Annotated in this window: 26 protein-coding genes; 12 read left to right on the top strand and 14 right to left on the bottom strand. The window is 56.1% G+C overall.

Annotated elements, in window-relative coordinates:
• Window positions 1-173: 173 nt before the first annotated feature.
• Both ABD827_RS17640 and ABD827_RS17645 read right to left on the bottom strand, forming a co-directional pair.
• Window positions 174-572 carry a hypothetical protein gene (locus tag ABD827_RS17640; RefSeq protein WP_344966011.1) on the bottom strand — a complete coding sequence of 133 codons (399 nt, stop codon included), beginning with the start codon at window positions 570-572 and terminating at the stop codon, window positions 174-176.
• A gap of 452 nt (window positions 573-1,024) precedes the next feature.
• Window positions 1,025-1,636 carry a reverse transcriptase domain-containing protein gene (locus ABD827_RS17645; protein ID WP_344966012.1) on the bottom strand — a complete coding sequence of 204 codons (612 nt, stop codon included), beginning with the start codon at window positions 1,634-1,636 and terminating at the stop codon, window positions 1,025-1,027.
• Between the two features lie 846 nt (window positions 1,637-2,482).
• Here ABD827_RS17645 and ABD827_RS17650 point away from each other — a divergent pair.
• The 3 genes from ABD827_RS17650 (at window position 2,483) to ABD827_RS17660 (ending at window position 5,965) form a co-directional block, all read left to right on the top strand.
• Window positions 2,483-3,025 (top strand): phage integrase N-terminal SAM-like domain-containing protein, encoded by a 543-nt coding sequence (locus tag ABD827_RS17650; RefSeq protein WP_344966035.1) that lies wholly within the window; start codon window positions 2,483-2,485, stop codon window positions 3,023-3,025.
• 539 nt (window positions 3,026-3,564) lie between these two features.
• Window positions 3,565-4,479 (top strand): DNA replication terminus site-binding protein, encoded by a 915-nt coding sequence (locus ABD827_RS17655; RefSeq protein ID WP_344966013.1) that lies wholly within the window; start codon window positions 3,565-3,567, stop codon window positions 4,477-4,479.
• A 295-nt stretch (window positions 4,480-4,774) separates the two neighbouring features.
• Window positions 4,775-5,965 (top strand): amino acid aminotransferase, encoded by a 1,191-nt coding sequence (locus tag ABD827_RS17660; RefSeq protein WP_344966014.1) that lies wholly within the window; start codon window positions 4,775-4,777, stop codon window positions 5,963-5,965.
• A 114-nt stretch (window positions 5,966-6,079) separates the two neighbouring features.
• On the opposite strand, the gene ABD827_RS17665 is transcribed toward ABD827_RS17660, so the two are convergent.
• From ABD827_RS17665 to ABD827_RS17675, 3 genes are read right to left on the bottom strand one after another with little or no spacing between them, the layout of a single operon-like run.
• Window positions 6,080-7,891 (bottom strand): sensor domain-containing protein, encoded by a 1,812-nt coding sequence (locus ABD827_RS17665; RefSeq protein WP_344966015.1) that lies wholly within the window; start codon window positions 7,889-7,891, stop codon window positions 6,080-6,082.
• A gap of 44 nt (window positions 7,892-7,935) precedes the next feature.
• Window positions 7,936-8,562 (bottom strand): chemotaxis protein CheC, encoded by a 627-nt coding sequence (locus ABD827_RS17670; RefSeq protein WP_298722434.1) that lies wholly within the window; start codon window positions 8,560-8,562, stop codon window positions 7,936-7,938.
• Window positions 8,559-8,930: a response regulator gene (locus tag ABD827_RS17675; protein ID WP_344966016.1), complete on the bottom strand. Its 372-nt coding sequence runs from the start codon at window positions 8,928-8,930 to the stop codon at window positions 8,559-8,561. The genes ABD827_RS17670 and ABD827_RS17675 overlap by 4 nt, the downstream gene beginning before the upstream one ends.
• Before the next feature lie 238 nt (window positions 8,931-9,168).
• Between ABD827_RS17675 and ABD827_RS17680 the strand changes: the two genes are divergently transcribed.
• The 3 genes from ABD827_RS17680 to ABD827_RS17690 are packed head-to-tail and all read left to right on the top strand — an operon-like array spanning window position 9,169 to window position 12,804.
• Window positions 9,169-10,560, top strand: coding sequence for a PqiA/YebS family transporter subunit (locus ABD827_RS17680; RefSeq protein WP_344966017.1), 1,392 nt, complete (start codon window positions 9,169-9,171; stop codon window positions 10,558-10,560).
• Window positions 10,553-12,190 carry an intermembrane transport protein PqiB gene (gene pqiB, locus ABD827_RS17685; RefSeq protein ID WP_344966018.1) on the top strand — a complete coding sequence of 546 codons (1,638 nt, stop codon included), beginning with the start codon at window positions 10,553-10,555 and terminating at the stop codon, window positions 12,188-12,190. Before ABD827_RS17680 ends, pqiB begins: the two co-directional genes overlap by 8 nt.
• Window positions 12,187-12,804: a PqiC family protein gene (locus ABD827_RS17690; RefSeq protein WP_344966019.1), complete on the top strand. Its 618-nt coding sequence runs from the start codon at window positions 12,187-12,189 to the stop codon at window positions 12,802-12,804. Before pqiB ends, ABD827_RS17690 begins: the two co-directional genes overlap by 4 nt.
• Window positions 12,805-12,881: 77 nt before the next feature.
• Here ABD827_RS17690 and ABD827_RS17695 read toward each other — a convergent pair whose 3' ends face one another.
• Together ABD827_RS17695 and ABD827_RS17700 are read right to left on the bottom strand one after the other, a co-directional pair.
• Window positions 12,882-14,045, bottom strand: coding sequence for a mechanosensitive ion channel family protein (locus ABD827_RS17695; protein WP_344966020.1), 1,164 nt, complete (start codon window positions 14,043-14,045; stop codon window positions 12,882-12,884).
• Between the two features lie 435 nt (window positions 14,046-14,480).
• Window positions 14,481-14,768 (bottom strand): sll1863 family stress response protein, encoded by a 288-nt coding sequence (locus ABD827_RS17700; protein ID WP_344966021.1) that lies wholly within the window; start codon window positions 14,766-14,768, stop codon window positions 14,481-14,483.
• Between the two features lie 468 nt (window positions 14,769-15,236).
• Between ABD827_RS17700 and ABD827_RS17705 the strand changes: the two genes are divergently transcribed.
• Complete coding sequence (locus tag ABD827_RS17705; protein WP_344966022.1) at window positions 15,237-15,785, top strand: hypothetical protein; 549 nt, start codon at window positions 15,237-15,239, stop codon at window positions 15,783-15,785.
• Between the two features lie 57 nt (window positions 15,786-15,842).
• On the opposite strand, the gene ABD827_RS17710 is transcribed toward ABD827_RS17705, so the two are convergent.
• On the bottom strand, window positions 15,843-16,037 hold the full coding sequence (locus ABD827_RS17710) for a DUF1289 domain-containing protein (RefSeq protein ID WP_344966023.1): 195 nt from the start codon (window positions 16,035-16,037) through the stop codon (window positions 15,843-15,845).
• A gap of 161 nt (window positions 16,038-16,198) precedes the next feature.
• Here ABD827_RS17710 and ABD827_RS17715 point away from each other — a divergent pair, with 161 nt between their 5' ends.
• The 4 genes from ABD827_RS17715 to ABD827_RS17730 all read left to right on the top strand — a co-directional run bounded on the left by ABD827_RS17715 (window position 16,199) and on the right by ABD827_RS17730 (window position 19,170).
• Window positions 16,199-16,699, top strand: a complete 501-nt coding sequence (locus ABD827_RS17715; RefSeq protein ID WP_344966024.1) for a phosphatase domain-containing protein — start codon at window positions 16,199-16,201, stop codon at window positions 16,697-16,699.
• A 117-nt stretch (window positions 16,700-16,816) separates the two neighbouring features.
• Complete coding sequence (locus ABD827_RS17720; protein ID WP_344966025.1) at window positions 16,817-17,488, top strand: Dph6-related ATP pyrophosphatase; 672 nt, start codon at window positions 16,817-16,819, stop codon at window positions 17,486-17,488.
• 136 nt (window positions 17,489-17,624) lie between these two features.
• Window positions 17,625-18,062, top strand: coding sequence for a c-type cytochrome (locus ABD827_RS17725; protein WP_344966026.1), 438 nt, complete (start codon window positions 17,625-17,627; stop codon window positions 18,060-18,062).
• Window positions 18,063-18,249: 187 nt separating this feature from the next.
• Window positions 18,250-19,170, top strand: coding sequence for a DMT family transporter (locus ABD827_RS17730; RefSeq protein WP_344966027.1), 921 nt, complete (start codon window positions 18,250-18,252; stop codon window positions 19,168-19,170).
• 17 nt (window positions 19,171-19,187) lie between these two features.
• Here ABD827_RS17730 and ABD827_RS17735 read toward each other — a convergent pair whose 3' ends face one another.
• The 6 genes from ABD827_RS17735 to ABD827_RS17760 all read right to left on the bottom strand — a co-directional run bounded on the left by ABD827_RS17735 (window position 19,188) and on the right by ABD827_RS17760 (window position 25,546).
• On the bottom strand, window positions 19,188-20,036 hold the full coding sequence (locus ABD827_RS17735) for an MliC family protein (protein WP_344966028.1): 849 nt from the start codon (window positions 20,034-20,036) through the stop codon (window positions 19,188-19,190).
• A gap of 138 nt (window positions 20,037-20,174) precedes the next feature.
• Window positions 20,175-21,032, bottom strand: a complete 858-nt coding sequence (locus tag ABD827_RS17740; protein ID WP_344966029.1) for a PA4780 family RIO1-like protein kinase — start codon at window positions 21,030-21,032, stop codon at window positions 20,175-20,177.
• A 75-nt stretch (window positions 21,033-21,107) separates the two neighbouring features.
• Window positions 21,108-21,821 carry an RluA family pseudouridine synthase gene (locus tag ABD827_RS17745; protein WP_344966030.1) on the bottom strand — a complete coding sequence of 238 codons (714 nt, stop codon included), beginning with the start codon at window positions 21,819-21,821 and terminating at the stop codon, window positions 21,108-21,110.
• A gap of 89 nt (window positions 21,822-21,910) precedes the next feature.
• Window positions 21,911-23,305 (bottom strand): DEAD/DEAH box helicase, encoded by a 1,395-nt coding sequence (locus tag ABD827_RS17750; RefSeq protein ID WP_425568019.1) that lies wholly within the window; start codon window positions 23,303-23,305, stop codon window positions 21,911-21,913.
• Between the two features lie 326 nt (window positions 23,306-23,631).
• Entirely contained in the window at window positions 23,632-23,943 is a 312-nt protein-coding gene (locus ABD827_RS17755) for a DUF6172 family protein (protein ID WP_298722484.1), read from the bottom strand.
• 289 nt (window positions 23,944-24,232) lie between these two features.
• Window positions 24,233-25,546: an MFS transporter gene (locus ABD827_RS17760; protein WP_344966033.1), complete on the bottom strand. Its 1,314-nt coding sequence runs from the start codon at window positions 25,544-25,546 to the stop codon at window positions 24,233-24,235.
• Window positions 25,547-26,304: 758 nt separating this feature from the next.
• Between ABD827_RS17760 and ABD827_RS17765 the strand changes: the two genes are divergently transcribed.
• A complete protein-coding gene (locus tag ABD827_RS17765; protein WP_344966034.1) occupies window positions 26,305-26,634 on the top strand; it encodes a hypothetical protein in 330 nt (109 codons plus the stop codon).
• Window positions 26,635-26,680 lie beyond the last annotated feature (46 nt).

Below are 26,680 nucleotides of genomic sequence, written 5' to 3' on the forward strand. Positions count from 1 at the left end.
TATTAGTCTTCTAATCGCTTAGCGGCCAGCTATGCCTGCAGAAAATAGCGGCCTCACCGCCCACCCCATGCTCAACCGAGCAATTTACTTAATAAAGGCAGCTTCGGGCTTGTTCAACACCCGGATGAAGTGTCGGCTGCGCGACACTTATCCTTATTTGTTAGCTTTATCGCCTAAAACCTAGGCTTTGGGCTCAATAACACTCTGATATTAGGAACCATTTTTCTAACCATGCTTTGCCATACCATATAAAAATCACCAATATCTCCTGTTACTTGGCCAGGTGCTATTTTCGTGCTACTGATCGCTGTAATTAAGCTTCCGACAACATCAGCCGAATTTTTGTGCTTAAGATATAGCAGCTCTGAGTAGCAATAATGCAAATCGCGAATTCTTGGTTCATTTATCATTACAAGCTCACCATTTGGCCCCTCATTCATAAAATCAATGTCCTGAACAACCCTTTTAACTTGGGTTCTTATTTCTTCAAACTTTACGAAACGAGCGACAATTAAGCCCGCATAAATTCCTGACAGAATACTAAGAAGTATGTTAATTAAAATATCCATCACGATTCAGTTTTCCATCTATAAAGCTAACGCCGCCAACATGCGCGGCTTTGTAGTGGAGGCGAAGCCGCAGCGGAAAAGCCGTCGCCGTGCTTGGCCTGGTTATGCGCGCTCTGCACTGAAGCTTTCTCCAATAACGTAAGAAGCTCCCAATTCGAGCGCTTTTAGCGGGGGATAGGCCATAAACTCTGTTCCAGTCCACCGTTTGGGAACGCTAACCTCAAGCGGATTTACTCGGATTGGCTGTTCTTTCAGTGCCTGTAGAATGCTATTCGCAAATGACCGAGGAAAGCGACCCAGCGTGCCGTACCTAGAAGCAACGATGCCATCGACCGTGGCATATTGATTCAAAAACCGGGGCAAATATTCTGCCCTGCCGAATACTTCAATACAGCTACTCAAAAGTATTCCCAATAGGCATGTGGGATCACAATGATTTTCCGAAAACATGAGGTCTACTTCGATTTCCCTATAGGGCATAAGAAGTGGCGAATCTTCGCTAACGGAAAAAGACTCATCAATGCTTTGTCGTCGATCCGCTGTTCCAGCATCCGTACCAGCCATTTATGATCCATGTTGTCGAAGAAGCCTTTTATATCAGCCTCAACCACATAGCCAAAATTACCTTGCTGGAAGCCGGAGCGGATTCGCTCTAACGCATCGTGAGCACTCTTACGTGGTCGGTAGCCATAACTGCATGGCAGGAAGTCAACTTCCCAAATGCTTTGCAGTAGGCTCGATACCGATTGTTGGACGAGTTTATCTTCCAGTACCGGCAGCCCCAGAGGGCGCATCTTCCCATTACTTTTAGGAATATGTACCCGTTTGACTGCTGATGCTCGGTAAGATTTGTTCGCCAAGCAATGATGTAGCGTGGTCAGGTGGTGGTTTAGCTCCAGCTTATAAGTATCTGCGGTTACTCCGTCGATACCAGGGGCTGACGCTTTGTTCAATTTCCCCCAGCTTGCAGCCAGCAGGCGTTTATCCAATAGCCTGTACAGGTTCTGAAAGCGGTGTTTGGGGTGTGACTGTGCTTTACATGCGATAGCGAGAAGTTCGGTTGTCATGCGGGATCCGACCCTACTTTGTTCAGAGCATGTGTCTGCTTCTCACTGATATAACTGTCAGCCCCTTCGTCATTGATGACTACTATGAGCTGATCCGACTCCCAGACGGCCATCGTTCGTTTCGTCTTTCGACTAGACATCCCTACCTGCTCCTTCAGGAGCCTGCCTGGGCCTCCCAAGTTCCTGATACGTCTCTCTGTACATGCCACGGCTTGAAAACCCCGCCGACTCTTTGCCTTCTTACCTTAACGAGGGCATCGTGCTGGCTTCAGTAATGCTACACACCTCGCCAGTCGGAAATTTATTTTCGGGGCGATACCAGCGCTTCAGAAATGCGGTCATTCCCTGTGGCCTATACAGTGCTCTGTGTACGCTTCACCTGATTAGTTCGTTTGGTTGTCGACCATTTCTGGTCGACTGGAAGGTATACGCGATCCCCATACTCCACCTCAGGCGCAACACTCGATACCGGCTGCTGGTTAGACTTTACCGGACGAGGACTTTCACCTCGCAAGACGCACCAAGCTTCGCTTGGCGCTCTAACATTTTAATAGTGAGCATGCGCATATATGTTCCAGTGTATGCGTCAAATAAAATCTATAAGTTTATGATTATACTATTATTTTTCTCTTTCAGGGCAATAATTCAGTGTTAAAAACGAGCATGCTCGATATCTACACTACTTTGCGCGTTATCCACATTATCAGATTCTAACATCATCAATTTACTACCTTTTTCTGCATCTGGCTGCTGTACACGCGCAAGCTTTGTTGATAACGCGCATGCAAACTTCACAGCTTGCAATATACTGTACATACATACAGCCACCAACAAAAAGGAGCTGCTATGGCTGCCAGTCCTTTTTTGAATCGCATTCGCCGGGAGCTGCGCCTGGGTGGCTACAGCATGAGAACCGAAAAAACCTACCTGCACTGGATCAAACGGTTTATTCGATTTCATCAACTTCGTCATCCGGCCGACATGGGTGGGCCGGAGGTGCGCAGTTTCCTCACCTGGCTGGCTGCCGATTGTCAAGTTGCCGTCAACACGCAGAAAACCGCCCTCAATGCCCTGGCATTCATGTATCACAAGGTATTGAACATCGAACTGGGCGAGCTGGATTTTCATCGTGCCCCTCAATACCGCAGCCTTCCTGTGGTGCTTACCCAGGCTGAAGTGGCGTTAATCTTCAAACAACTGGATGAACGCAACCAACTGATTTTCTCTTTGCTCTATGGCAGCGGCCTCAGAATCACCGAGTGCCTGCGCCTTCGAGTGCAAGACATCGGCTTTAATGACGGCGCTGTCAGCACTTTGCCGGCACCCACAGCCCACTCGATTTCCTTATCAGCCCGAATAAAAATCAACCACATTAATCCATCGCTTTGAACAGCGCCCACGCTACCGCCGGACCGTGCAGGCGATCATCCCGGTTGCAACTCTGTAATTTTGCGTCTTATTTTGACGCACTGGCAGATTATTTCAATTGAGACCTATATAAAAATGACCCGCAGGCACAAAACGCCTATGCAGGATCACTTTTGCCCTCTTGGTCGAATACTCTTACCTAAAATAAGTCGACCCTACGAAAAACAACGATACCTAAGCTCCGAAAGGCGCCCATTTATGCGGCGCGATTCTGCAGGTACACCGTCATGTTCAGGCATGGCGCCCTGGTTTGGTTTTGTTGCCTTGCTCCGAAAGGCCCGCCAACTGAAGTGGCGGCTACCGGAACGCTGAACTTCGTGAAGTCCGGCATTATGTAAAGTTAATCAATATCCCCCTTTTAAACCTCACTTAATATGAAGAACAAAACCTTCAAGGGTAAAAGTATCTCGCCCGAAGTGGGCCCTGCAAAGCCGGACTGTTGCGCCGGGCTTTGCCGACTGCTACATTCAGATTCATCATTTGTATGTTGGCATAATGTTATGTTTACTCCGGCAGCCCGGTTGCGTCATACCTTTAGTGAACTCGAAACGGCCATGGCGGCACTGGCCGATCTCATTACCCAGGCAGCCGCCACGGCGCCGGTCAATGCCTGCTGCTTTCCCCTGCCCGAGGTGGCCAGCGGCGACGAGCACGAGCCGGTCACGCACATAGAGGTGTCCCGGCTCGATGGGGCGGCCGCCATCGCGGCCACGCTGGACGGTTATCGCCAGTGGTATATTCGGCCCGGCTGTTCGGCCAAGGCCAGTTTTCGCCTGCCCGGCTATCTGGTGCTGCCTGCAGCCCTCAAGCCCCCACTTGCGGAAGTGACCGACGCCATCAACCGGCTCAAGACCGAGTTCAAGGCCCGGGTGCAGGAAACCGAGGGCCGCGATCAAAAGTTTGCCCTGGTGCACGACACCCTGCCCGGCCTCATTACCCTGCAGGTTTACCGCCAGCTGGTGCTGTTGCCACACCCGGTGTCCCGGCTCGGCTTTACCTGGGCCAACAAGCAGATCATCCAGAAAATCGACAAGGACAAACTGGTCAAGCAACTCACCGACGCCCGGCTGTCGCCGCCCCCGCTCACCGATGCCCAGACCTGGATACAGTGTGTGGATCGGGAAATCTACGACGTAAAGCGGCTGCCGCCGGGGGTCGAGCTGCGCCTGCGCCGACCGGTCAAGACTCACCCCATGGTCAATGTGCGCTGGCGTGAAGACATCACCCCGCGCCAGCAACAGGTCAAGGCGCACCTGCCGCTGTTGCTGTGTCAGGACGAGCCGCCGGCCATCACCGCGCTCGGTAACTATCCGCCCGCCACCACCCGCAAGCGACGGGCCGCCCGCATCACCGACGAGCCGCTGATCCCCCGGCTGCATATCTACCCCTACCGGCCGGAGAAGAGTGAGCCATAAAGGTGATCGGGTAGCGGGCATCAATATCAAAAACCGAACATAGCGCAGGCTGAAACGGCGCCTGCGGCAACAAGACAAGATGCATTAACGCCATGTATCGGATCTTGCGCTTCCATTGCCCTTGTGGTCACTCGTTGCTGGCGTTACCGGCTGCGGGCTCACCCCATAGATAAGAGGATCGGGGCAGATCCGGCACTGAAAGCCGTTTTTTAATGGGGCCGCAAGTGTTATAACTAGGGGCTGTCGCGATCTGCGACCCGAAAGACACTCTTTACTACAAGGATTTAACAAGACTATGTTTGAGAAGGTCACTGCTGCACCGGCCGACCCCATCCTGGGCCTGACCGATGCTTTCCGCAAAGATCCCCGTACCGACAAAATCAACCTGGGCGTGGGCATCTACAAAGACGAAGCCGGCCAGACTCCGGTACTGCGCTGCGTTAAAAAAGCCGAAGCCCGCCTGGTGCAAGAGCAAACCACCAAAAACTATCTCAGCATAGAAGGCGTCGAGGCCTACGGTAAGGTTGTGCAACAACTGCTGTTTGGCGCCGACTCTTCCATTATTGCCAGCCAGCGTGCCCGCACCGCCCAGGCCCCCGGTGGCACCGGTGCCCTGCGCATCGCCGGTGAGTTTATCGCTCGTCAGCTCGACACCAACACCATCTGGATCTCCAACCCCACCTGGGCCAACCACAGAGCCGTGTTTACCGCCGCCGGCCTGGAAGTGAAAGAGTACGGTTACTACAACGCCGACGCCAAAGATCTGGACTTTGACGCCATGCTGGCCGATCTGGCCCATGCCAAGGCCGGTGATGTGGTGCTGCTGCACGGCTGCTGCCACAACCCGACCGGTATCGATCCCACCGCCGAGCAGTGGGAACAACTGGCCAAGTTGTCTGCCGAAAAAGGCTGGCTGCCGCTGTTCGACTTCGCCTACCAGGGCTTTGCCAAGGGCATCGAAGAAGACGCCTTCGGCCTGCGGGTCTTTGCCGAGCACAATGTCGAGCTGATGATTGCCAGCTCTTTCTCCAAGAACTTCGGTCTGTACAACGAGCGCGTGGGTGCCTTCACCCTGGTTGCCAAAGACGCCGATACCGCCAACACCTCGTTCAGCCAGGTGAAAGGCATTATTCGCGCCAACTACTCCAACCCGCCGTCTCATGGTGCCAACGTGGTCGCCATTGTGGCCAACGATCCCGAGCTGTATCAGGACTGGCTGGCGGAGCTGGCCGAAATGCGTGACCGCATTCAGGAAATGCGCACCCTGTTCGTGGAGAAGCTGTCCAGCCGCGGCGTGAATAAAGACTTCAGCTTTATCGCCCGCCAGAACGGCATGTTCTCGTTCTCCGGTCTGAACAAGGATCAGGTGGCCCGCCTGAAAGACGAATTCGGCATTTACATCGTCGGCTCCGGCCGTATCAGCGTGGCCGGTATCACCAAGTCGAACATCGACGCCCTGTGTGACGCCATCGCCGCCATTATCTGATTATTCCATCAGGTAGCAAAAGGCCCCGCAGTGCGGGGCCTTTTTCGTTTATGGTCGCAACCGGTTCACGTATTCATTCCGGTCAGCACCTGCGCTCGCTCAACACGACTGCCGCTATGGGCATTCGTTCCTGGCTTCATCGGCTAACCGGCAGACACGCCCTTTGCCCCCGGTCTTGGCACCGTACATGGCATTATCGGCGCGGCTCAACAGCTCGTCGGCACTGTCACCGTCTTGTGGATACACCGCAATGCCGATAGAGGCCGACACCTGCAGTTGATGCTCTCCCCAGGATAAGGGCGCAGACAACAGCGCCAGTATCGACTCGGCAATATCCCGGGTCACCTTCTCATCGTTAACCGAATCAAGCAGGATCACAAACTCGTCGCCGCCGATACGGGCGCAGCAATCGGTGGCGCGAAACCGGTTTATCAGCCGCTGGCCCAGCGCCGTCAGCAAGGCATCGCCGGCGTCGTGGCCGTGGGTGTCGTTCAACATCTTGAAGCCGTCCAAATCGATAAACAACAGGGCAAAAGACTGTTGCTCACGCCGGGCCCGATGAATGCTGCGCATCAGCTGTTCATTGAGCAGGCTACGATTGGCCAGGCCGGTCAGGGAGTCGTGCAACGCCAGATACTGAATCTGTTCCTGCTGTTGCTGTCGTTCCAGAATCAGTGCCGTTAAATGTGAAATGCGCTGAATCACCATCTGCTCATGCAAGCCGGGATGGCTTTTATGACGAGGAAACACCGCCAACAGACTCTGCGACATTTGGGTGCTGAGCTGAATCGGCATTAACCAGCAGCCGTTCATCTCATAATCCCGTGCCAGCGTCAGCCAGGATTGCCAATGGGTACCGGGCTCTTTCGCCACAAAAACCTGCAACTGCCCCTGCTGCAACCCCGGCCGTAATACGCGCAGCAGGCTGTCGGTCTGCAGTTGATACAGCCGTTGCGAGAAGGACTCCGGCAACCCGGGAGCATGGTCAACCCGCAACCGCTCATTCGTGTCCACCTGTAACACCGCCACCCGGCAGCAATCCAGCTGTCGTTCCAGTGCCAAACACAGATGAGTCAGTATGTTGGCGGGCTGCTCGCCGGCGGTCGCCATTTCCAGCATTTCCCGTTCCAGGCGCAACAGGGCGTCAGACCGCTCCCGCTCGGTAATGTCCTGTCCGGTATAGATCAGATAACGAAGCAGCTGATCACCGTCGCGCACCGCTTTTATGGTCCAGCGAACATGCATCGACTCTCCGCCGGCATTGCTCATGCGACAGGTAAACGGCCGGGGTTCATCATGGTGGCCGCGACCATCCGGCAGGTGTTTGAGGCTGTCGAGACCCAGCAGCATTTTCAGCGGTTGGCCGCGTACTTCTTCTTCACTGACGCCGGTCTGTAACTCGCAACTGCGGTTGATGTTGACGATGCGGCCATGGGTGTCGGTCACCACCACCAGGGCACTGATGGTCTTGAGTACCGTATCGATAAACTGTTTTTCTTCGGTCAGTACCTGATGCACCTTGCGCAGCGCCTGCTCTTTATCGCGCAAATGACGCTCGCGCCGCACCGCATTGGTGGTGTCGTGCAACTGCACCAGCGTCAGCCCCTCTGCATCGTCCAGCGGGCGTAGCAGCATGGAATGATGAATCGGAGTGCGGGCACCGGACACGGTACGGCCATGTAACGGCAGTAGCTGAGCATGCAGCTGATGAGACAGCAGACGAGACAAACGATGTTCACAGGCATCACCAATCGCCGACAGCACCACGGCCGGCAAGGGGGCGTCAAACAACTGCTCCAACCGCTGGCCACCGGCCGTATCGGCATCAATGCCCGTATAGCGCACCAGCCACTGATTCCAGAATCGCACCCGTCGCTCACTGTCCAGCAGCATGATACCGCTTTCTATATAATCCAGCGTCATCATGCTCATGTGCTGTCGGTTTGCTATCCGTGATTGATTCGTCATCGTCATTGCGTCAGTTCGGCCAGATAAAGGCGCAGCGCCTCAATAAAGGCATCCGCCGAATGCAGGTCAATAAGAAACGCCAGGTACCCCTGCAGATCATTGGCACGCAGGCTGAAATCAATCTGCACCAGCATGATCATGCAGCTGTCACCCTGACCGTGCGACGATAGCCGGTTCAGCAGGTGCGGCGTATCCACATTGAATGCCTGGGGCAGATCGGTCTGAATTTGCCGGTTCAGCAGGTTGGCCAGGGTCGCCAGACAGTTGTTGAGCAGAATATTGCCAAGCTCGGCCAGGGTTTCCTGCTCCAGCTCGGTAATTTCGTCCGCCGACATGTCTGCACCCAATATGGCCCGTACCAGTTCAAGGCTGCGCTCTTCGGGAAACAGCAGGGCCGCCCGGCCACTCATGAAGCCCTGAAAATCCTGCATCACCCCCGCCAGCAAGTCCGGCATGGAACGGCAAAAAATTTCCTTGGCATCGGCAGACTCGAGAAACTGCAGCCTGGGCACCGACAGCAGCACTTCGTCCTGTACCAGTTGCGACAACGCGCTCGCGGCACGACCGACGCCAATGTTCATCAGTTCGACGATGACATCATGCTCATCGTCGGTCAGCACCCATGTCATGCGACGCCCTCGATAAACCGGGCCAGATCGTCCGGACGCGTCGGTTTTCCCAGAAAGGCCATGCCCAGCTCTTGCGCCCGTTGCATCAGGGCGTCCTGAATATTGGCCGTCACCAGCGCCAGTTTCATGGTCGGATGACTTTGACCAAACTCGACGGCGAGCGCTATGCCGTCCCGCCCGGGCATATTGAAATCGATCAGCGCCGCATCGGCCTGCCGCTCCTGCATCAGCGCCTGCGCTTCGTCTGCCGACGCCGCCTGTAATATCTCGAATTCAAGGGGAAGGGCGTTCAGTTGACGCATCAGGCTGAGGCGAGCAACCTTGCTGTCATCGACCAACAGCAAGGTCATGGCACGGGTGTGACTCATTGAAGTTTCCAAAACGGGAGTAAATGACAAGTCGACCATTATAAAGAAAAGCCACGATATTTAAATGGTTATAGATCAATCATTAACCGAACAACCGGTTCTCGATGAAGCGGCTGCGCTAACAGAGCCGACATACCGGCACGACTCCCCGGCCACTCGGCGACAGTATGCTGGAGCAGGGTTGAAAACTGTCGTAGTATCAAGCACTCACTGCTAGTATTCCGGAGGCGTCCCCTCATTGCCTGAAGAAAAATTGCCCGAAGAAAACAGTACCACACCGGCCCCCACCGCTCATCGACATGGTCGCCCCACCGTGTCGCGGCGGCGCTTGCGCGTGTGTCGGGAATGCGATCTGTTGCTGGCGTTGCCATCGCTCAAGTCGGGTGAAAAAGCCGATTGTCCGCGCTGCGGCCACACCCTGGTGCGCCGACATACCAACCCGGCCGAGCGCAGCCTGGCGCTGGCCATCGCCACCCTGATCACCCTGGCCCTGTCGGTGGCCTTTCCCTTTATCAGTTTCGACATCAGCGGTATCGGCAATCGTATCGAGCTGACCGAAACCGCCTCGACCCTCATCGGCATGCATCAACCTCTGGTGGCCCTGAGCGTCTTGCTGACGGTGATAGTGCTGCCCACCATCTATTTGCTGAGCCTCACCTGGCTGTGCCTGGGGTTGATTCTGCAGCGACCCCTGCCCCGCAGCCGACAGCTGGCCCGCACCCTGCGTCATGTGACCCCCTGGATGATGGCCGATGTGTTCGTGATCGGCACCCTGGTCAGCCTGATCAAGATCATCGGCATGGCTCACGTCGAGCTGGGGCTGTCGTTCTGGTCCTTCTGTGTTTACGCCCTCTTGCTGCTGCTGACCACCCAGTCGGTAGACAGCGACTGGCTGTGGTTTTCACTCGATAAAGAGCCCCTGGCGCCGTCCGGCGTCAAGGTGGGCGTGGCCGCCTCCGAACAGGGTCTCTGCGGCTGCCACACCTGCGGCCTGGTCAATCGGCTGCCACCAAGCGGCAAGGGCCGCTGCCGACGGTGCGGCGAGCCGCTGCATCCTTATCACGCCGGTAATCAGGTCACCCTGGCGCTGCTGGTCGCCTCTGTGGTGATGTACCTGCCGGCCAACCTCTACCCCATCATGATCACCACGTCACTGGGCGATACCACGCCTTCTACCATCATCGGCGGCGTGTTGCTGTTTCTCCAGGACGGAGACTTTCCCATTGCCATGATCATCTTTGTCGCCAGCGTGCTGGTGCCGGTCAGCAAGATGCTGGCCCTGCTATGGCTCTGTTATGTGGTGCGCCAGCAACAGCGCCCCCTGAGCCAGATGAGCCGTATTCGCCTCTATCGTATTACCGAATTTATCGGCCGCTGGTCCATGGTGGACGTGTTTGTGGTCGCCATTCTGGTGGCATTGATCCGTAACGGCTCCATCATGTCCATCGAGCCCGGCGCCGGTGCCCTGGCCTTTACCACAGTGGTGGTACTGACCATGCTGGCGGCCATGATGTTCGACCCGCGCAGCATCTGGCAGGGCGCCGGCTCACCCACTCCCCCGGACTTATCTGCTACCGGACCTCATTCTACCGGGCCTCAGGGTCCATCCAAGGAATCTTCTCATGTCTGACCCCGTGCGCGCCGAACGACGGCCCCAGCGTTCTCTTTCTCCCATCTGGATAGTGCCTCTGGTGGCCCTGCTGATTGGCGCCTGGATGATTTACGATAACCTGAGCAAGCTGGGCCCCACCATCACCCTGATCATGGATAATGCCGAAGGCATCGAAGCCGGCAAGACCCTGATCAAGACCCGCAACGTGGAAGTGGGCCGGGTAGAGAAAGTCCGGCTGTCGGACGATCTCGAACATGCGGAGATCACCGCCCGCATGAGCCCCCAGGCAGAAGACATGCTCAACGAGGATACCCGGTTCTGGGTGGTCAAGCCGCGCATCGGTCGCGAGGGCGTCAGCGGCCTGGGCACCGTGTTGTCCGGGGCCTACATTCAGCTGTTGCCCGGTAGCAGCGAAGAGACCAAAGAGATATTCGACGTGCTGGAGCAACCGCCGGTGGCGCCGCCCGATGCGGAAGGGTTGCGCATCAACCTGATAAGCCAGGTGGGTAATGCCATTTCCACCGGCGATCCCGTGACCTATCAGGGGTATACGGTCGGCCGGGTGGAAGACAGCCATTTCGATCCGGAAAAGCGGGAAATGCGCCATCGGCTTTATATCCAGTCTCCCTACGAGGTACTGGTCACCAGCACCACCCGTTTCTGGACCGCCTCCGGGGTGGATGTGCGGCTGGACTCCGAAGGGTTCAAGGTGAATGTCGCTTCGCTGGAGTCGCTGATCGGCGGTGGCATCACCTTCGGCGTGCCCGACAATGCCTCTATCGGCCGCCAGGCCAAGGAAGGCGCCAACTACGTGCTGTTCAACGATGAAGACAGTGCAAAAGAAGGCCGCTATGGCCAGTATCTGGAATATGTGATGCTGGTGGACGACACGGTGCGTGGCCTGAGCCCCGGCGCCCCGGTGGAATACCGGGGGGTGCGCATCGGTACCGTGGTCAGCGTGCCCTGGAACTTTACCGCGCCCCAGCCCGACTCGCTCAGCCGCTTTGCCATTCCGGTGCTGATCCGCATCGAACCCCAGCGCTTCGACGACACCGAGCAGGACGTCAACACCGAACAGTGGCAACAGCGGCTGGATCGCATGTTTGATCATGGCCTGCGCGCCTCGCTCAAGGCCGGTAACCTGCTTACCGGTGCCCTGTTTGTGGATCTCAACTTCTATAAAGACGCGGTGCCCTTTCAACGCATGACCTTTGTGAAAAAACAGGTGTTTCCCACCACCTCCGGTGGTTTCGCCCAGATTGAACAGAAGGTGTCCAACCTGCTGGACAAGCTGAACAACCTGCAAATTGAGCCGGTGCTGGACACCCTCAACCAGACTCTGGCCAGCACCCAGAAGACCATGGACAAGGTCAACGGCATTGCCACCTCGGTCGATGCATTACTGGCGGATCCGGCCACCAGCCAGCTGCCGGAAAACGTGAACACCACCATGCGCCAGTTGCGCGATACCCTGCAGGGCTTTGCTCCCGACTCGCAGGGCTACCACGAGCTGACCCAGACCCTGTCGCGACTGGAAAAACTGATGCGGGATCTGCAGCCGGTGGTACGTACCCTGAACGATCAGCCCAACGCACTGATCTTTGACAAGACACTCACCGAAGACCCACAACCGAGGGCCAGCAAATGATAACGACTTTTCGCAGCAAGCCGACGTTACTGCCCGGCCTGATATTCAGCCTGCTGCTCGGCCCCTTACTGCTGGGCCTGAGCGGGTGCGCCGGCAGCGATGCCGCGCCAGCCAGCTATTTGCTGCCGTCCACCACGCCAGCAAAACAATACCCACAGACCCTGGCCATTAGCGTGGCGCCGGTCGGCATTGCCGGTCATCTGGACAGTGAGGGTATCGTGATGCAGTTGAACGACATCGAGGTATATCAGGCGCGCCAGCACCTGTGGGCCGAAGATATTGGCGAGCAACTGCAGCAACGGCTCACGCAGCGGCTGACGCTCAGCCTGCCCCGGTCGCAGGTGGTGGGCAAGGGCCAACCGATGTTGGGCGGCGTGCCGGTAAGGGACGTTCGAATTCGGGTGAGTCGTTTTCAGGGCCATAACGACGGCATGGCCCTGGCCGAGGGCCAATGGCAACTGCTGGATGGCAGCGGTCGCCTGCTGAAACAGGTCGGTTTTCGGGTGGAACAACCGCTGACCGAAGACGGCTATCCGGCCCTGGTACGCGCCCTGGCCACCGCCTGGGATCGGGTGGCCGATCAGCTGGCGGCAGAGCTTGACCGGCAGGGCTGAGTATTACCTGCCGCTACCAAGCCTGCCGGCTGAAGCGGCGGCGATGACTGGCTACGGGCATAACACCGATATCAGGATCACTCCGTATTCGGTTCGCTTTTCGACTCCTCCGCCTTGCCCTCGCGGTCAAGCCAGGGCGCCAGCCCCTTGGCCTCGTCGATAAACAGCTGCAGGTGAGGAAAGGGCATTTCAATACCGGCGTCATCCAGCCCCTGCTTGATGCTCTCCAGCAACTCGCAGGAAATACGGCCCTTCACTTCCACATCCTCCGCCCGTACCCACACCTGGGCACTCAGGTTCAACGACGAGTCCGCCAGTTCGCGTAGCTGCACCCTGGGCGGCATCCGGTCGTTGGTGATCACCATGGGATGGGCACTCAGCAGCGGCATGATCACCGCCCGCGCCTGCTCGACCGACTCCTTATAGGCAATGCCCAGGGGGATGCGAATGCGGGTGGGCCCTTCGGCGCTGAAGTTGATGATGTCCGAGGTGGCCACACTTTCGTTGGGGATCATGGTAAAAATATTATCCCGGGTGCGCAGCCAGGTAGTGCGAAAGGCGATACGCACCACCCGCCCCTCTTCACCGCGGATCTGTACCCAGTCACCGATGCGAAACGGCCGCTCGATAAGCAGGGTGATACCGGCAATAAAGTTGGCCAGCGTAGACTGGGCGGCAAAACCGACCGCGATACCCACAATCCCCAGACCGGCAACGATAGAGAGCACATCGAAGCCGAACTGGGCCATGACGGTAATGGCGCCCATGGCGATAAGCGAGACCGACAGGGTGTTCTTGCACAGTTGCTCCAGTGACGAGTCGATATGATGCCGTGACAGGCTGGAGGTAAGGCCGCGAGACAACAGCAACCAGAGCACATAAAAAGCCAGTGCCATCAATCCGGCCCGGGCGGCCCCCTTGAGCACGCCGTCGGGGGCACCGTATTGCGCCAGAATAGCCACAATGGCCGCCAGCCCCAACAGGTAGCGGAGCACGGTTCTGGCCGCCCAAAAAGGCCGCGTGCCATAGTTGGCGCGCCCCAGTATCAGCTTGAGCAGACTGGCCAGCAGCCAATAGACGGTGCCAAACAGCACCAGTATCATCACGGAAACCAGCAGCTGCCCCACGGCAACGACCGCCAGATCCTGCCAGTTGAGCCCGCTCACCCCCAGCGCATCGCCGGTCTCGGTCAGGCTTTCATAAAATTGTTTCCACAACAGGGAAATACTGGAGTCTGCCATCATCACATCCTTGTTTTCGGCTGGAAATGTTACTTATCCTGTCGCATAAAACTATAGCGTCTGTTGCAAGGTCAATAACTTAAGTAATGCTGCATAACGGGTGTGGTTCTCTCGTCATTCCCGCACTCCTTTTCTCGTCATTCCCGCACTTCTTTTCTTGTCATTCCCGCGAAGGCGGGAATCCAAGACCTGTGGCGCAGGACCGTCAGACTGCAGATCGCCTGCAAAGGCACTGGACCCCCGCCTTCGCGAGGGTGACGATATAAGGCAAGTTAGCCTCCAAATTCCACATCAGTGATAGGATATTGCTTAATAATATTTCAGCCACTCATGATGAACGGAATAAAGGGCGTGAGGACTCATCACCGAGGAAGATGCAGGGATGGATCATTGAAAGCATGACGTCTGGGTCCAACACGGACCCAGACGAGAGTGTTACTTGAATTTGTCGGCGGCATCCTTGAAAGAGCCCTTGAGCGTGGTCCAGGCACTCTCAAAGCCCTGTTTTATCGACTCCCAGCTTTCCTCGCTGCTGTTGGACAACTCTTCCAGTTTTCGCTCGCTTTGTTCGATTTTTGCATCCAGATCGTCGATGTGCCGGTTCAGTTCCAGTTGTCTATCGGCACTGGCCGACGATGCCTGGGCCTTGAGCTTGTCCAGCTCTGCCTTCCATTCATCCAGCTTGGCCTGGGCCTTTTTCTGATACAGCTCTCTCTCATTCATGGGAACTCTCCTTATTGCGGTGATTGACAGCAGACCACCAGACAACGGGGGCATGGAATGCCAACACCGACAGGTGCCGACCAGAAACACCTAGCCATAAAGCGACCACGGTTTCAATATTGACATATCCTTCCTCCCTGCCTACATCTATGTGGTGTTTGTAATTAGCCAATGGCACGGAGAAACACTAGGAGAAACACTACTAAAAGAACAGTGACGATACGATGCACCACACCATGTTAATTTGTCTTTACAATTGACACCATTAAATTAACGGTTGGTTACCAAGAAGCTGTGTATTAGGATAGTAAATCAGCCTGTTAACGTCTGCAGACTGAAAGAAAACAGCAAATAGTCTCAAGTGTGTCTATTTTAATGTCGTATTTCCGGACAAGCTCCGAATAACCGACCGGACGATTTGAGTGCTTGGTTAGTGTTTTTATGATGGGTCCATTCAAGGAGTTTCTCATGAATACGATCAAGAAGTTTTCAATTGCACTTTGCGTCAGCGCCTCGCTGGCCCCCGCCTATATCCAAGCCCAAGGTATGTCATCTCATGAGTTTGGTCCCAAAGCGGGCGATCGGGAGTTTACCCTGTCCGGTGCAGGTACCAGCAGCAAGGATTTTGATAACGGTACCTTTGGTGTGTCGGGTGATGTGGGTTGGTTTTTATCCGACCAAACCGTGGCCGGGGTACGCCAAAGCATCAACTACGCCAGTGTAGATAATGGTGACGATGTCTGGAACGGCAGCACCCGAGGTTATGTGGACTACCACTTTGGCCGGCATCAGGCTCGCCCCTTTGTCGGTGCCTCGCTGGGTGGCATTTATGGTGATGGCGTAAAAGACACCGGTATTGCCGGCTTGGAGCTGGGTCTTAAATACTATGTGCTCCCTTCTACCTTCATTCTGGCCCGTGCCGAATACCAGTTTTTGTTCGACAGCGGCGACAGTGCCGAGGATAACATTGACGACGGTGCCTGGGCTTATGTACTGGGTATGGGTTTCAATTACTGACACCCTGCCGGCATAAGCCATACAAGCCAGCCCCTTGCAGGCTGGCTTTTTTGATGGTTACCGGATCACCGCCAGCCCTTCCATGCGTTGAGCACAGTTGGCCAGAATCCGTCTCTTCTGCTCATTCGACTTGTCGCCCCAGCCGATAATTTCCGAGATGCTGCGATAACAGCCACGGCATACCTCATGCTCATCGAGTGCGCACTGTTTGATGCAAGGGCTGTTAACGCTCTCGTCCTTGTCAATGTTCATCTGTATTCCTGTACTGAGTAAGTAGGTCGCCAAGCTGCCCATATTTTACATGATTTTCAAATCTCCTCGCGTTCATTCCACGGTTTTCCATTCACTCTCCACACTGGCTACAGTTGAAAGAGTCACCGGCAAAAACCGCCACTCAACCTCAAGGAGCCATCATGAATTCAGCCAATCTTCATCCGGTATGGTATCTCGACACGCCCAGGCCCGGCCGCCTGGCCCTGACTCCCTGCCCCGGCACTCAACACGTCTCCCTGACCGACAGCCTGACTCAGCTGAATAACAACGGCGCCGGTGCCGTGATCAGCCTGACCACGGAGGCGGAGCTGGCAGAAAAAAACGTCAGTCAGCTTCCCGAACTGGTCACTTCCCTCGGAATGCGCTGGCTGCATCTGCCCGTTCATGAAGACGAGGTGCCGGATCTGGTCTGCGAAGACAAATGGCAGGCCAATCAGCTGGCCATGCTGACTCAGCTGACCCACGGCAAGGATGTGGTGATCCACTGTATGACCGGCACGGGCCGAGCCAGTCTGATTGCCTATCGTCTGTTGAGGGCATTGGGGGTAGAGCCGCAACAGGCACGGGAGCAGATCAAGGCGGTACGGCCCAAGGCCTTTACCCTGCCCGAACAGAACGACTATATAAACAGACTGGGTTAACCGATATGACAACCACCAGCACCCGGTAGCGCCAGCACCTCAAGCAGCCTCATTGGTGATAACATCGGGCATATCATACTGTGCCGGCCTGTGGCGTCGGTAACCTTGAGGAACAACATGATCAGAAAAACCCTGATGTCCTGGAGCAGTGGCAAAGACAGCGCCTGGGCCCTGCACACCCTGCAGCAAAACCCCGCGTTCGAGGTGGTGGGCCTGTTCACCACCGTCAACGAAGAATTCGAGCGGGTCGCCATGCACGGCGTGCGGGTCGAACTGCTGCGCCGACAGGCAGAGAGCATAGGCCTGCCGCTGGAAATCATTTATCTCCCCTTCCCCTGCAGCAACGAACAATATAACCAACGCATGACCGACTTTATCGACGGCGCCAAATGCCGGGGCATCGACTGTTTCGGCTTTGGCGACCTGCTGCTGGAAGATGTGCGCCGGTATCGGGAGCAACAACTGATCGGCACCGGCATTGAGGCCGTGTTTCCCATCTGGGGCACGCCAACCGATACCCTGCCCAGCCAGATGTTTGCCGGCGGCCTGCGCACCGTGATCACCTGCCTGGATCCGAAAAAAGTCCCCGAGCACCTTGCCGGCCAGGAGCTAAGCCCGGCCCTGCTGGCCGAACTGCCCGAAGGCACCGACCACTGCGGCGAAAACGGCGAGTTTCACAGCTTTGCCTTCGACGGCCCCATGTTCCGGCATAAAATCGATATCCGCATCGGCGACATCGTCCACCGCGACGGTTATGTGTTTGCAGATGTATTGCCCGAGCATGGCTGAACAGATGAGGCTCGGCCCATCGCCATCACCCGTGTTTATTGCTCATCTGCCCCATGCGCCTGCTCCTTACTCTAAACTGAGCCTGATGCCCTTGGAATTTCATCCGGTGCACACTGCCTACAGGGAGTAAATTGACATGAAACGCTCGCAACTATTCATTATTTCGCTGGTGGCTCTTGGGCTGAGCGGCTGTGACCAAAGCTCGAAGGCCTTCAGTCTGCCGCCCGGCGACATGGCGCAGGGGGAGCAGGTATTTATGGATATGCAGTGTCTGAGCTGCCATATCCTGGACGGATATGAACGACCGGAGGGGGAATGGGAACTGTCTGTCGCCCTGGGCGGCAAAGGCAAGAGCCTGAAAACCTACGGCGAGCTGGTCACCTCGGTAATCAACCCTTCACACAAACTGGCCAAAGGCCACGACATGTCGTCGATTCAGGTTGACGGCAAATCGGTGATGCCGGTCTACAACGATGTCATGACGGTATCGGAACTCGTTGATCTGGTCACCTTTCTGGAATCGAAATACGAACTGGAGCCTTACGACCCCACCATTTACAACCTTCATCATTGAATGGTTAACACGGCCCGGCTGAACAGGCCGGCCGTTTGAAGCACAGCCAAAATTGACATACCGATGTTATTGCCGAGAACTCGGCTATTTCCGTGCTTTGCCACCTCGCCACCGACACCACAATTTATCATCTGATAAGATGCCCCCGTGATACCCATTCAAACAGACAACGCCGGAGGCATCCCTCATGACAAGCTCGGTAATCGGAATCGCAGGCCATCACAAGATCTGGCTGGTGCCGTTATTGTGCCTGCTGTTTGGCGGTGCCCTGCTGGGGTTGTCTACCAACATGGCCAAACTGGCGAGTAACGTGCAGCTGCCGCCACTGGCTTTTTTATGCTGGTCGATTGTGGGCGCGGCGCTGATTTTGCTGTGTGTGGCGATACTACGTCGCGATTTGCCCCCGGTCACCGGCCATACCCTGGAATATTATGCGGTGTCGGCGCTGGTAGGCGTCGCCGGCTCCAACCTGATTTTCTTTTCGGCCATACCCCATGTGGGTGCCAGCTTTGTTGCCCTGATCATCTCGCTGCCACCGCTGTTGACCTATGTGGGGACCTTGGCGCTGGGAATGGAGCGCTTTAGCATGACCCGCGCCCTGGGTGTAATCGCAGCCCTGGCCGGGGCCGGCGTGCTGGCGGCACGCAAACTGTCCGCACCCGAAACAGAAGGGTTCTGGGTGTTGCTGGCGTTGCTCGGCCCCGTTCTGCTGGCCATCGGCAATATTTATCGCACTCGACGCTGGCCCAGGGGAGTCTCTGCCAACGCCCTGGCGCCCGGTATGCTGGTGGCCGCCGCCATCATGCTGCTGACGGCAGGCTTGATGCCCGGTTTTTCTCTGGCGGTGCCCATGGAGCAAAGCTTGCCGCTGTTACTGATTACCCTGCAGGCGCTGGCCTTTGCCGGGCAATTCTTGTTGCTGTTCATACTGCAAAAAACCGGAGGGCCCGTGCTGTTGAGCCTGCTGGGCGCCGTAGGGGCGATTACCGCCGTGCCGGCGGCCGTATTTTTACAGGGCGAAGCGCCGCCCCAGGGGCTGCTGGCAGGCGCCGCCCTCATTGCGACCGGGGTTGCTCTGGTCACTATCGGCAAGATCAGAGAGAGGTAGATTGATGCACCCTTGCCTCACGGCGCCCTTTGGCAATGCATTGCGGGAGCCTGGTACCCCCAGGTGATTCGAGCTTCGCCCTGATGCTCCCAAAAAGACTCGTTGCGGCCCTGATATTTGGCACCACTGGCGCTGGGTTGCAGAAACATCAGAGAAACGCTGTCGCCGCGCTCGGCCATCAGCGTCGGCGGCTCGGTTTCAAAGAAGCTGGTCATCACTTCGTTCGCCGGGTTACCGTCACACACGAATCGAAACGGCCCCTTATGTGCCACCAGCCGGTAGCTAGCCTGCAACTCGGCAATGCGGCGCAGATATGCACCCTCGACACATGCCCGCTTGTCGTCGCTTTTCCAGCAGTCGTTACGGCCCTTGATCCAGCCTCTTTGTTCGGCCTTCAGTACCGGCGGATGCTGATTGGCTGCCTTCCGTAACGCCGCCGTATACACGCCCGACAGTGTACGATCGAGCGCAGACAAGGCTGGGTCTTCACAAATCATCGCCTCGATGCTGCCGGCCTTGACCTTGTCACAGGCATAGGAAGGACCTTTATGCTCAGTCGCGCCATGAGTAGCGCCATTACCTCTCACCTGCCAATCGATATATTCGCACCAGGCTTCGCTGTCGCGAGGTGGCACCTGCGACTGCCCACGAACCCCGAGCTTGAACTCGACCACCGACTTCCATTCATCAGACCCGATATCCGGGCCATGCCCTTGGCCATCCCCCGTAGCGACGGTGTCTTCTATCGCTCGGCTCCAGGACTCGGCACAGAGGGTGTCCGCCTGGGTAGCTGATGGCTGCTCGCCGTTACTGGCCTGAGCACTTATAGACGCCACGATAAAGCACATTGCCAACCACTTGCTCATCACACTCCTCCCACTCTGCCGATGGAACCGCTGCCGGTTGCCGAGTTAACGATTGTCTTTTCCCTTGTCATGCTCGGACCATTTTTCCGCATGAATCAGACTGCGAGTCGCCCGCAAAACACGAGCCTGGTTTTAAATTCAGGCATCTTCGGCGGCTTCACGTATGCGCTCTCTTCGTTCCTGCTCTTCTTCCATCGCCGCTTGTATTTCTTCCAGCACCGAGTCTACATCGGCGTTATCGCCGCTATCTTCAAATTCACCGGTGAGGGTGGAATTGGGCGTCAGGTTACCCTCTTCAAACAGCGCCCACATTTCCTTGGCATATTGGGTATGCAACAAGGCGGGAGCAAACTCGCCATAGTAACGTCGCATGTTATTGACGTCGCGGGCGAACATGGCTTGAGCGCTGTTATTGGCGGCGGCATTCACCGCTTGGGGCAGGTCGATAATCACCGGGCCCTGCTCATCCACCAGCACATTGAATTCGGACAAGTCGCCGTGAATAATGCCCACACACAGCATCAGCTTAATGTAATGCATCATCAGCGCATGATCTTCCATCGCCTGCTGTTCCGACATGGTCACCTCACCGAGTCGTGGAGCAACATCGCCCTCTGCATCGGTCACCAGCTCCATGAGCAGTACGCCATCAACACAGCCAAAGGTGTTGGGAACGCGCACGTTGGCATGGGCTAACGCGGATAAGGCATCGACTTCGGCATTCTGCCAGATTTTTTCCTCTAACTGGCGGCCATAGCTTGAACGCTTTTCCATGGCGCGAGCCTGCCGGCCACCGCGCACCTTTCGCCCTTCCTGATATTGCGCCGCCTTTTTGAAGCTGCGTTTAGCGGCGTCCTTATAAACTTTGGCGCAACGAATATGTTCACCACAGCGAACCACAAAAATGTCGGCTTCCTTGCCGCTCATCAGGCGGCTGAGCACGTCATCGATTAAACCGTCTTCGACGAGAGGCTGTAGGCGTTTGGGTATTTTCACAGGCGGCCTGCTAAGTGGGGTCGGCTATTGATCATTGTTTATCGAATCTGTTCCGTATGGTTGGTGTGTTTGTGATTAAAACGGACAAGGGCAGTGTCCATGAAAGGGCTCGCCGCTGGCAGGGTGCGCAAAATATAAATCACTGGCATGCAACAGCAAACGATCGGCCATTTGCTCACTCTGTTCATTGCTATAAAGATCACAGCCCAGAATGGGATGGCCTATGGCCTGGCTGTGAATGCGTAACTGATGGGTACGGCCGGTAACAGGCGTAAATTGCACCCGGCTGCGGCGCGGTTGCTCCAGGCGCTGTAATACCCGGTATTCGCTGGTGGCCGCCTTGCCGCTGGTGTGGCAAATTTTTACGCGAGGAAAATGCAGCTTATCTTTCGCGATGGCGGCGGTGATCAGCCCCTGATCGTCTGCCATCCACCCGTCCAGCAGGGCCAGATACCGCTTTTGAATGGTACGCGCCTGAAACTGGTTATTGAGGTGTTGTGCAGACGCTGCGTTCAGCCCCACCACCATGATGCCCGAGGTACCAAAATCCAGCCGATGCGCTAGCTTTGCTTGCGCAAAGGCAGGCGTCACCCCGGCCTGGCCGTGTACCAGACGATAATGTACCGAATCCCGGTTGAGCGGGTTTTTACCCGACAAACTGAGCAGGCCGCTGGGCTTGTTGATCAACAGAATGTCGTCATCCTGATAGAGAACCACCACAACATCGTCACACACAGGTGCCACAAAGTCATCTTTGATGGTGTGAGCCGACCGGGCGATACCAGGCATTATATTCCCCGCTATTGATACACATAGGCCGGTGCCGCCCATGAGAGATCTCTGTTGGCGGCACCGACATCACTCGCAACAAACCGTGCTTAACGTGAATGCTGCTCGGCACGCTTGCCGCGCAATATTTTTTTCTTGGGGCCGGTGCTTTTGCCGTTATTGGTCTTTTTCAGGCGCGCGGGTTTCGCCGTGGCCTTTCCGCCCGCTTCACTACCGGACTTGGCGCGACGCGGCTTGCCTTTAAACTTGCCGTTACCTGAACCTTCCAGCTCAATCACGGTTTCAGTGGCTTTGTTTGAGCGCCCGGACAACACCTTGCGCGAGATGGTTTTCAACAGTGAACCGCGGTCACTCACTTCAAAGCCCGGCTTGATGATACGTTTGATATCGGTACCGATCAGCTTTTTAATGCGCTCCAGGGTTTGCTCTTCTTCACGGCTGACAAAGGAAATGGCCGTGCCTTTGGCCCCTGCCCGACCGGTACGACCGATACGATGCACGTAGTCTTCCGGCAAATACGGCAGGTTGAAGTTCACCACATAATCCAGCCCTTGAATGTCCAGACCACGGGCCGCCACTTCGGTGGCGATCAAAATCTGGAGTTTACCGGATTTAAAGTCGGCGATGGCACGGCGTCTTGAACCCTGGCTTTTATCGCCATGGCACACCGCCGCTTCAATCTTTTTCTTTTTAAGGCCGGCCAGCAGTCGCTCGGCCTGCTCCTTGGTGCTGGTAAATACCAACACCTGGAACCAGTTTTTCTCTTCCAGCAGCTGTTCGAACAATTCGATCTTGCGGCTTTCTTCTACCGCATACACCGCATGCCTTACGGTCTCGGCCGTGCTGTTGATTTTGGTCACCCGGATCTGCTGATGATTATTCAGCACCTTGTGTGACAACTCGTTGACGGCCGGTGAGGTGGTGGCAGAAAACAGCAGGGTTTGGCGCTTTGGCGCGGTCAGTTGCATCAACTTCAGCACATCGGTGATAAAGCCCATGTCCAGCATGCGGTCGGCTTCATCCAGCACCACAAATTCAACGTCACTCAAGGCCACATTACCCAGGGTAATGTGCTCCATCAAACGGCCCGGGGTGCTGATCACGATATCAACGCCCGCTTTTAACTTGTTGGCCTGGCCACCCATTTTAACGCCACCGTACAGGGCTGTTACGCTGATGGGCACAAACTTCGCGTAGGCATTGATAGCGTCGGCCAGCTGCTCGGCCAGTTCGCGGGTTGGGGTCAGGATCAAGGTGCGAGGGCGTCGCTCGACAGTTGCCTTGGGTTTGTCCAGCATGCGTTGCAGCACGGGAACGGCAAAGGCGGCGGTTTTACCGGTACCGGTTTGCGCGGTGACCTGCAGGTCTTTACCGCGACGGGCCGGCACAATGGCCTGAGTTTGTACGGGAGTCATTGCACTGTAGCCACATTCCACAAGAGCGCGTTGCAGATCCGGGGCCAAATCTAAAGATGAAAATTGCATGAGAGATCCTCTGTAGAGTCGCTACAGTCAAAAAAATGAGGGCAGAATATACAGTATTTTAGTGTGGGAAGAGAGGTTTGTTTGTCAGTTGGGTGAATTTTGCACAGCCTTGCTCGGATGGAAAAATGAAGGGAACGGGACGCTATGGCACGGGTGCCGGAGTCAAAAAAGCATCAGGGCTATGCCAAAAAGGAGTCCCGACTCAATCCGCGAAGGGCAGCGTAAACAGGCAGGCGTTGGTTAAACATGTGCGGGTTCACCCCGGGCCTGCCCGCTGCGCCTTGCACGCCTATCGGCTGCGATAAGCGTCTTGTGGCCAGATCTGATCAGGCTTCGGCGTCGTCCGCAACAGCCGACTTCGGCTGGTGGTTACACGCGCGGGCAAGAATCTCGACATAGAACTCGGGCAGTTCCTGCGCCACGGCAGCATCGATATGCTTGTTGATTTCAGAGGTAAAGATCGCTTCTGCTGCCGCTTCAGAGGCACCAAAACGACAATCGAAGGTCCAGTAGTCCATGCCGGCGGGCAGCGACTTGCGACGCTCTCTGTTGAGGTACTTTTTAATATCATGCTTGATTGAGTCCACCAGGCGAGCAGGTTGCAGCTTGGGGTGAGTTAACGCGATAGTCTTTTTCATGGATTTCCTACAGAAGTGCACTCAAGAGTTCAAGAATAAAGCTGAATGAGCTTTTAAAAGCGTATTCTACATGGATGAGTAGCAGATAACTGCCAATTTCTGCGACTTTCTACCTCGAAAAAGGCAGCGATCAGCTCTGAATGACGCTTTAATACCCGGCGCTATGCCAGACTGGCTCATCAGTGTCCTATTTTAAGCCAAACCGGATATACCGGCGATTACCCCTTGTGGTTGCGCAGGTTACCTCCACCGCACTGCTGTGTTGCCGGCAGAAAAATCGGGCCAAGTCTCATGGTTTATCTTCGGCGTTCTCGGTCGGAAAGAGGTTTTCATCCTCTTCCATGACCGGCGTGAGCGGCTCGCCTTCCTCATCCTGAAGCTGGTAATCGAACGCCGCCTGCAGGCCGGTTTCGTCCTTGATCTCTTCAACCTCTTCATGCTCGGGCTCCGGGTCAAGGTAGCGCGGGTACAGCGGCGACAAGAGGGACACCAGAATACCAACCGCGGCAAAGGTGGCAAACGCATCGGCGTAGCCGAATTCATGTATCAGCACCCCAACCACCGGTGAGCCGGCCGCCTGCCCCAGTGCCACGGCCATGAATGGCAGCACAGGTCCCATCGACAGTCGACCTGGCAGCAGCCGAATGCCGGTCATCAAATAAAGCCCGGTCAGACTCATGTAGGCCAGGCCGAACACCAGGGCAGAAAATGCGCTGAGCACCAGTTGGCCGGGGCTGGCCGCCAACAGAGCCAGGCTTGCAGACAACATCACCAGCATCAGCGCGTGCGTAATGGGTGGATTGTTGCGATCGGCCAGATCGGCTATTACGGCCCCGCCAAGACCGGCAATGCCCACCGCCAGCCACAGCCAGCCGGTTGCGCCAGACGGCAGGTCGCCGAGGGTGGCCATCAGATCGGGGGCGAAAATCCAGTATGCCGACGAGATAAAGCCCATCAGGAAGGCAAACAACGACAGCCTGAACAGACGCGACCACTGCAATGCACTGACGGCAGGCGGCGGCGCCGCGTCTGTTGGCGTGATCCGTGACACAGAAGGAATAAAGAACCAGGCAGACACCATGCCGATGCCCGCCAGCACGGCAAAAGAGACATACGCAAAACGCCAGGCGCCGGCCATCAGCAGCACCGCCGGTACCGCAACCGCCACCCCAATGCTGGTGCCCGCATTCATCACCGCGCTTACGCGCCCGTGCAACGAACGCGCTACCAGCGCCTGCATGGCCGCCGTGAGTGCCGGCATCATCAGGCCGGTGCAGATGCCACAGGCAAACACCCCTGCGCCAAGCGATAACGCGTTGTCGGCCCGGCTGATCAACGCCAGCCCGACAACACCAAAGCCCGCAGACAACACCGCCGTATTGCGGGCTCCGAGGCGATCGGCGGCCATCGGCGCCACCAGTGTCGCCAGCAAAAAACTGATCAGCGGCAACGCACCGATAATACCGATTACCGACGGCGTTAGCGCCAGTTCGGCGCGAATGGGCGGCACAAACAGCCCGAAGGCGAAGCGCGCAAGTCCAAAGCTGATGGCAATCAGCACGGCACCAAACAGTGCAAACCCGGTACTTGAAAGCGTCTTCATGTCGCCTCCTGGCAGGCATTCCCCACTCGCTTTTGTTTCATCTCAGCCTTCGCCTCCGACGCGCAACAATCGCCCTGATGTTCAACATCCGGCTTCGCGTTTATCACCATGCAGCCCTCGCACAAGGCCGGAATGCCGACTAGGACATAGCTCTTCATACGGATGAGTATAGGGCCTATCAACAACATGTATTGACGGTCACCAGAGTGCATCAAGCGCCCGTTTCAAGGTGCATAAGCGACTCGCTGCCAAAACCCCTTTTCGCCCGCGTCTTTCCGCCGTGCCCGCCGATAACGGAACCGCAATCATCACCATAAAACAGATAATATCGAGAGTGGGGCCTGATTACAGAAGTTTCCACTTGACGCTTTTTTTTTGCGGCAGCATTACTGTCGTCTGACTTTAGATACGATGACGCTAAAGCCATGGTCAAGGATACTCTGCACAAGGAGGACATGTGCCACAGCCCCTGCCGTAGCGCTATGCAGCCCTGCTTTCCCGTATGTCCAATATTCAAAGCCAACTCCTGGCGACACGACCCCTTCTTGCCGACTGCGGCTTGAAACCAAGCGCTGGAGCCAATAGCACTTCATCACTGGCACTATCCCCTCCCATTCGAATCATATCTGATGGGTTAATTGCTAACACTTTGTAATTAATTGTTAGCAATTTGTAATTTGAAAATCCTGTCAACCATGACTGATTGCCAGTTACTGCTCAACCGATCAGCCTTGAACAGATGTATACAAAAGGAACATATGGATATGGAAAATGTATTGCGTAAGGTGTCTTGCCTGGCTCTGGCCATGGCACCGCTGATGGCGTTTGACGTCGCCGCCAGCCAGGATGGCACTGCCGAAACCATTTATCACAATGCCAAGGTCGTGACCGTTAATGACAGCTTCGAGATTGCCGAGGCGGTGGCGGTGAAAAACGGCCATATCATGGCGGTCGGCAGTAACAGCCAAATCCAAGAGCTGGCCTCAACCGAGACCAAACTGGTCGACCTGCACGGCAAGACCCTGCTGCCCGGCTTTTATGATGGCCATATTCATGTGGGCACTAGGGGGCGTTCTCAATCATTGTAAAATCCTGCCGATAGTAAGTGCATCATGGATCTGAAGAGAGTGAAAC

The organism is Oceanisphaera sediminis (assembly GCF_039539745.1).
Classification (GTDB): Bacteria; Pseudomonadota; Gammaproteobacteria; order Enterobacterales; family Aeromonadaceae; genus Oceanimonas; species Oceanimonas sediminis.

Excerpts from the sequence above, each read along its gene's own strand:
- ABD827_RS17670 (WP_298722434.1), bottom strand. The coding sequence starts at position 8,562 with ATGACATGGGTGCTGACCGACGATGAGCATGATGTCATCGTCGAACTG.
- ABD827_RS17755 (WP_298722484.1), bottom strand. The coding sequence starts at position 23,943 with ATGAAAAAGACTATCGCGTTAACTCACCCCAAGCTGCAACCTGCTCGC.
- pqiB (WP_344966018.1), top strand. The coding sequence starts at position 10,553 with ATGTCTGACCCCGTGCGCGCCGAACGACGGCCCCAGCGTTCTCTTTCT.
- ABD827_RS17745 (WP_344966030.1), bottom strand. The coding sequence starts at position 21,821 with ATGCCTGGTATCGCCCGGTCGGCTCACACCATCAAAGATGACTTTGTG.
- ABD827_RS17705 (WP_344966022.1), top strand. The coding sequence starts at position 15,237 with ATGAATACGATCAAGAAGTTTTCAATTGCACTTTGCGTCAGCGCCTCG.
- ABD827_RS17710 (WP_344966023.1), bottom strand. The coding sequence starts at position 16,037 with ATGAACATTGACAAGGACGAGAGCGTTAACAGCCCTTGCATCAAACAG.
- ABD827_RS17765 (WP_344966034.1), top strand. The coding sequence starts at position 26,305 with ATGGATATGGAAAATGTATTGCGTAAGGTGTCTTGCCTGGCTCTGGCC.
- ABD827_RS17730 (WP_344966027.1), top strand. The coding sequence starts at position 18,250 with ATGACAAGCTCGGTAATCGGAATCGCAGGCCATCACAAGATCTGGCTG.
- ABD827_RS17690 (WP_344966019.1), top strand. The coding sequence starts at position 12,187 with ATGATAACGACTTTTCGCAGCAAGCCGACGTTACTGCCCGGCCTGATA.
- ABD827_RS17655 (WP_344966013.1), top strand. The coding sequence starts at position 3,565 with ATGTTTACTCCGGCAGCCCGGTTGCGTCATACCTTTAGTGAACTCGAA.
- ABD827_RS17700 (WP_344966021.1), bottom strand. The coding sequence starts at position 14,768 with ATGAATGAGAGAGAGCTGTATCAGAAAAAGGCCCAGGCCAAGCTGGAT.
- ABD827_RS17645 (WP_344966012.1), bottom strand. The coding sequence starts at position 1,636 with ATGACAACCGAACTTCTCGCTATCGCATGTAAAGCACAGTCACACCCC.
- ABD827_RS17760 (WP_344966033.1), bottom strand. The coding sequence starts at position 25,546 with ATGAAGACGCTTTCAAGTACCGGGTTTGCACTGTTTGGTGCCGTGCTG.
- ABD827_RS17715 (WP_344966024.1), top strand. The coding sequence starts at position 16,199 with ATGAATTCAGCCAATCTTCATCCGGTATGGTATCTCGACACGCCCAGG.
- ABD827_RS17665 (WP_344966015.1), bottom strand. The coding sequence starts at position 7,891 with ATGATGACGCTGGATTATATAGAAAGCGGTATCATGCTGCTGGACAGT.
- ABD827_RS17675 (WP_344966016.1), bottom strand. The coding sequence starts at position 8,930 with ATGAGTCACACCCGTGCCATGACCTTGCTGTTGGTCGATGACAGCAAG.
- ABD827_RS17750 (WP_425568019.1), bottom strand. The coding sequence starts at position 23,305 with ATGCAATTTTCATCTTTAGATTTGGCCCCGGATCTGCAACGCGCTCTT.
- ABD827_RS17660 (WP_344966014.1), top strand. The coding sequence starts at position 4,775 with ATGTTTGAGAAGGTCACTGCTGCACCGGCCGACCCCATCCTGGGCCTG.
- ABD827_RS17650 (WP_344966035.1), top strand. The coding sequence starts at position 2,483 with ATGGCTGCCAGTCCTTTTTTGAATCGCATTCGCCGGGAGCTGCGCCTG.
- ABD827_RS17695 (WP_344966020.1), bottom strand. The coding sequence starts at position 14,045 with ATGGCAGACTCCAGTATTTCCCTGTTGTGGAAACAATTTTATGAAAGC.
- ABD827_RS17720 (WP_344966025.1), top strand. The coding sequence starts at position 16,817 with ATGATCAGAAAAACCCTGATGTCCTGGAGCAGTGGCAAAGACAGCGCC.
- ABD827_RS17725 (WP_344966026.1), top strand. The coding sequence starts at position 17,625 with ATGAAACGCTCGCAACTATTCATTATTTCGCTGGTGGCTCTTGGGCTG.
- ABD827_RS17735 (WP_344966028.1), bottom strand. The coding sequence starts at position 20,036 with ATGAGCAAGTGGTTGGCAATGTGCTTTATCGTGGCGTCTATAAGTGCT.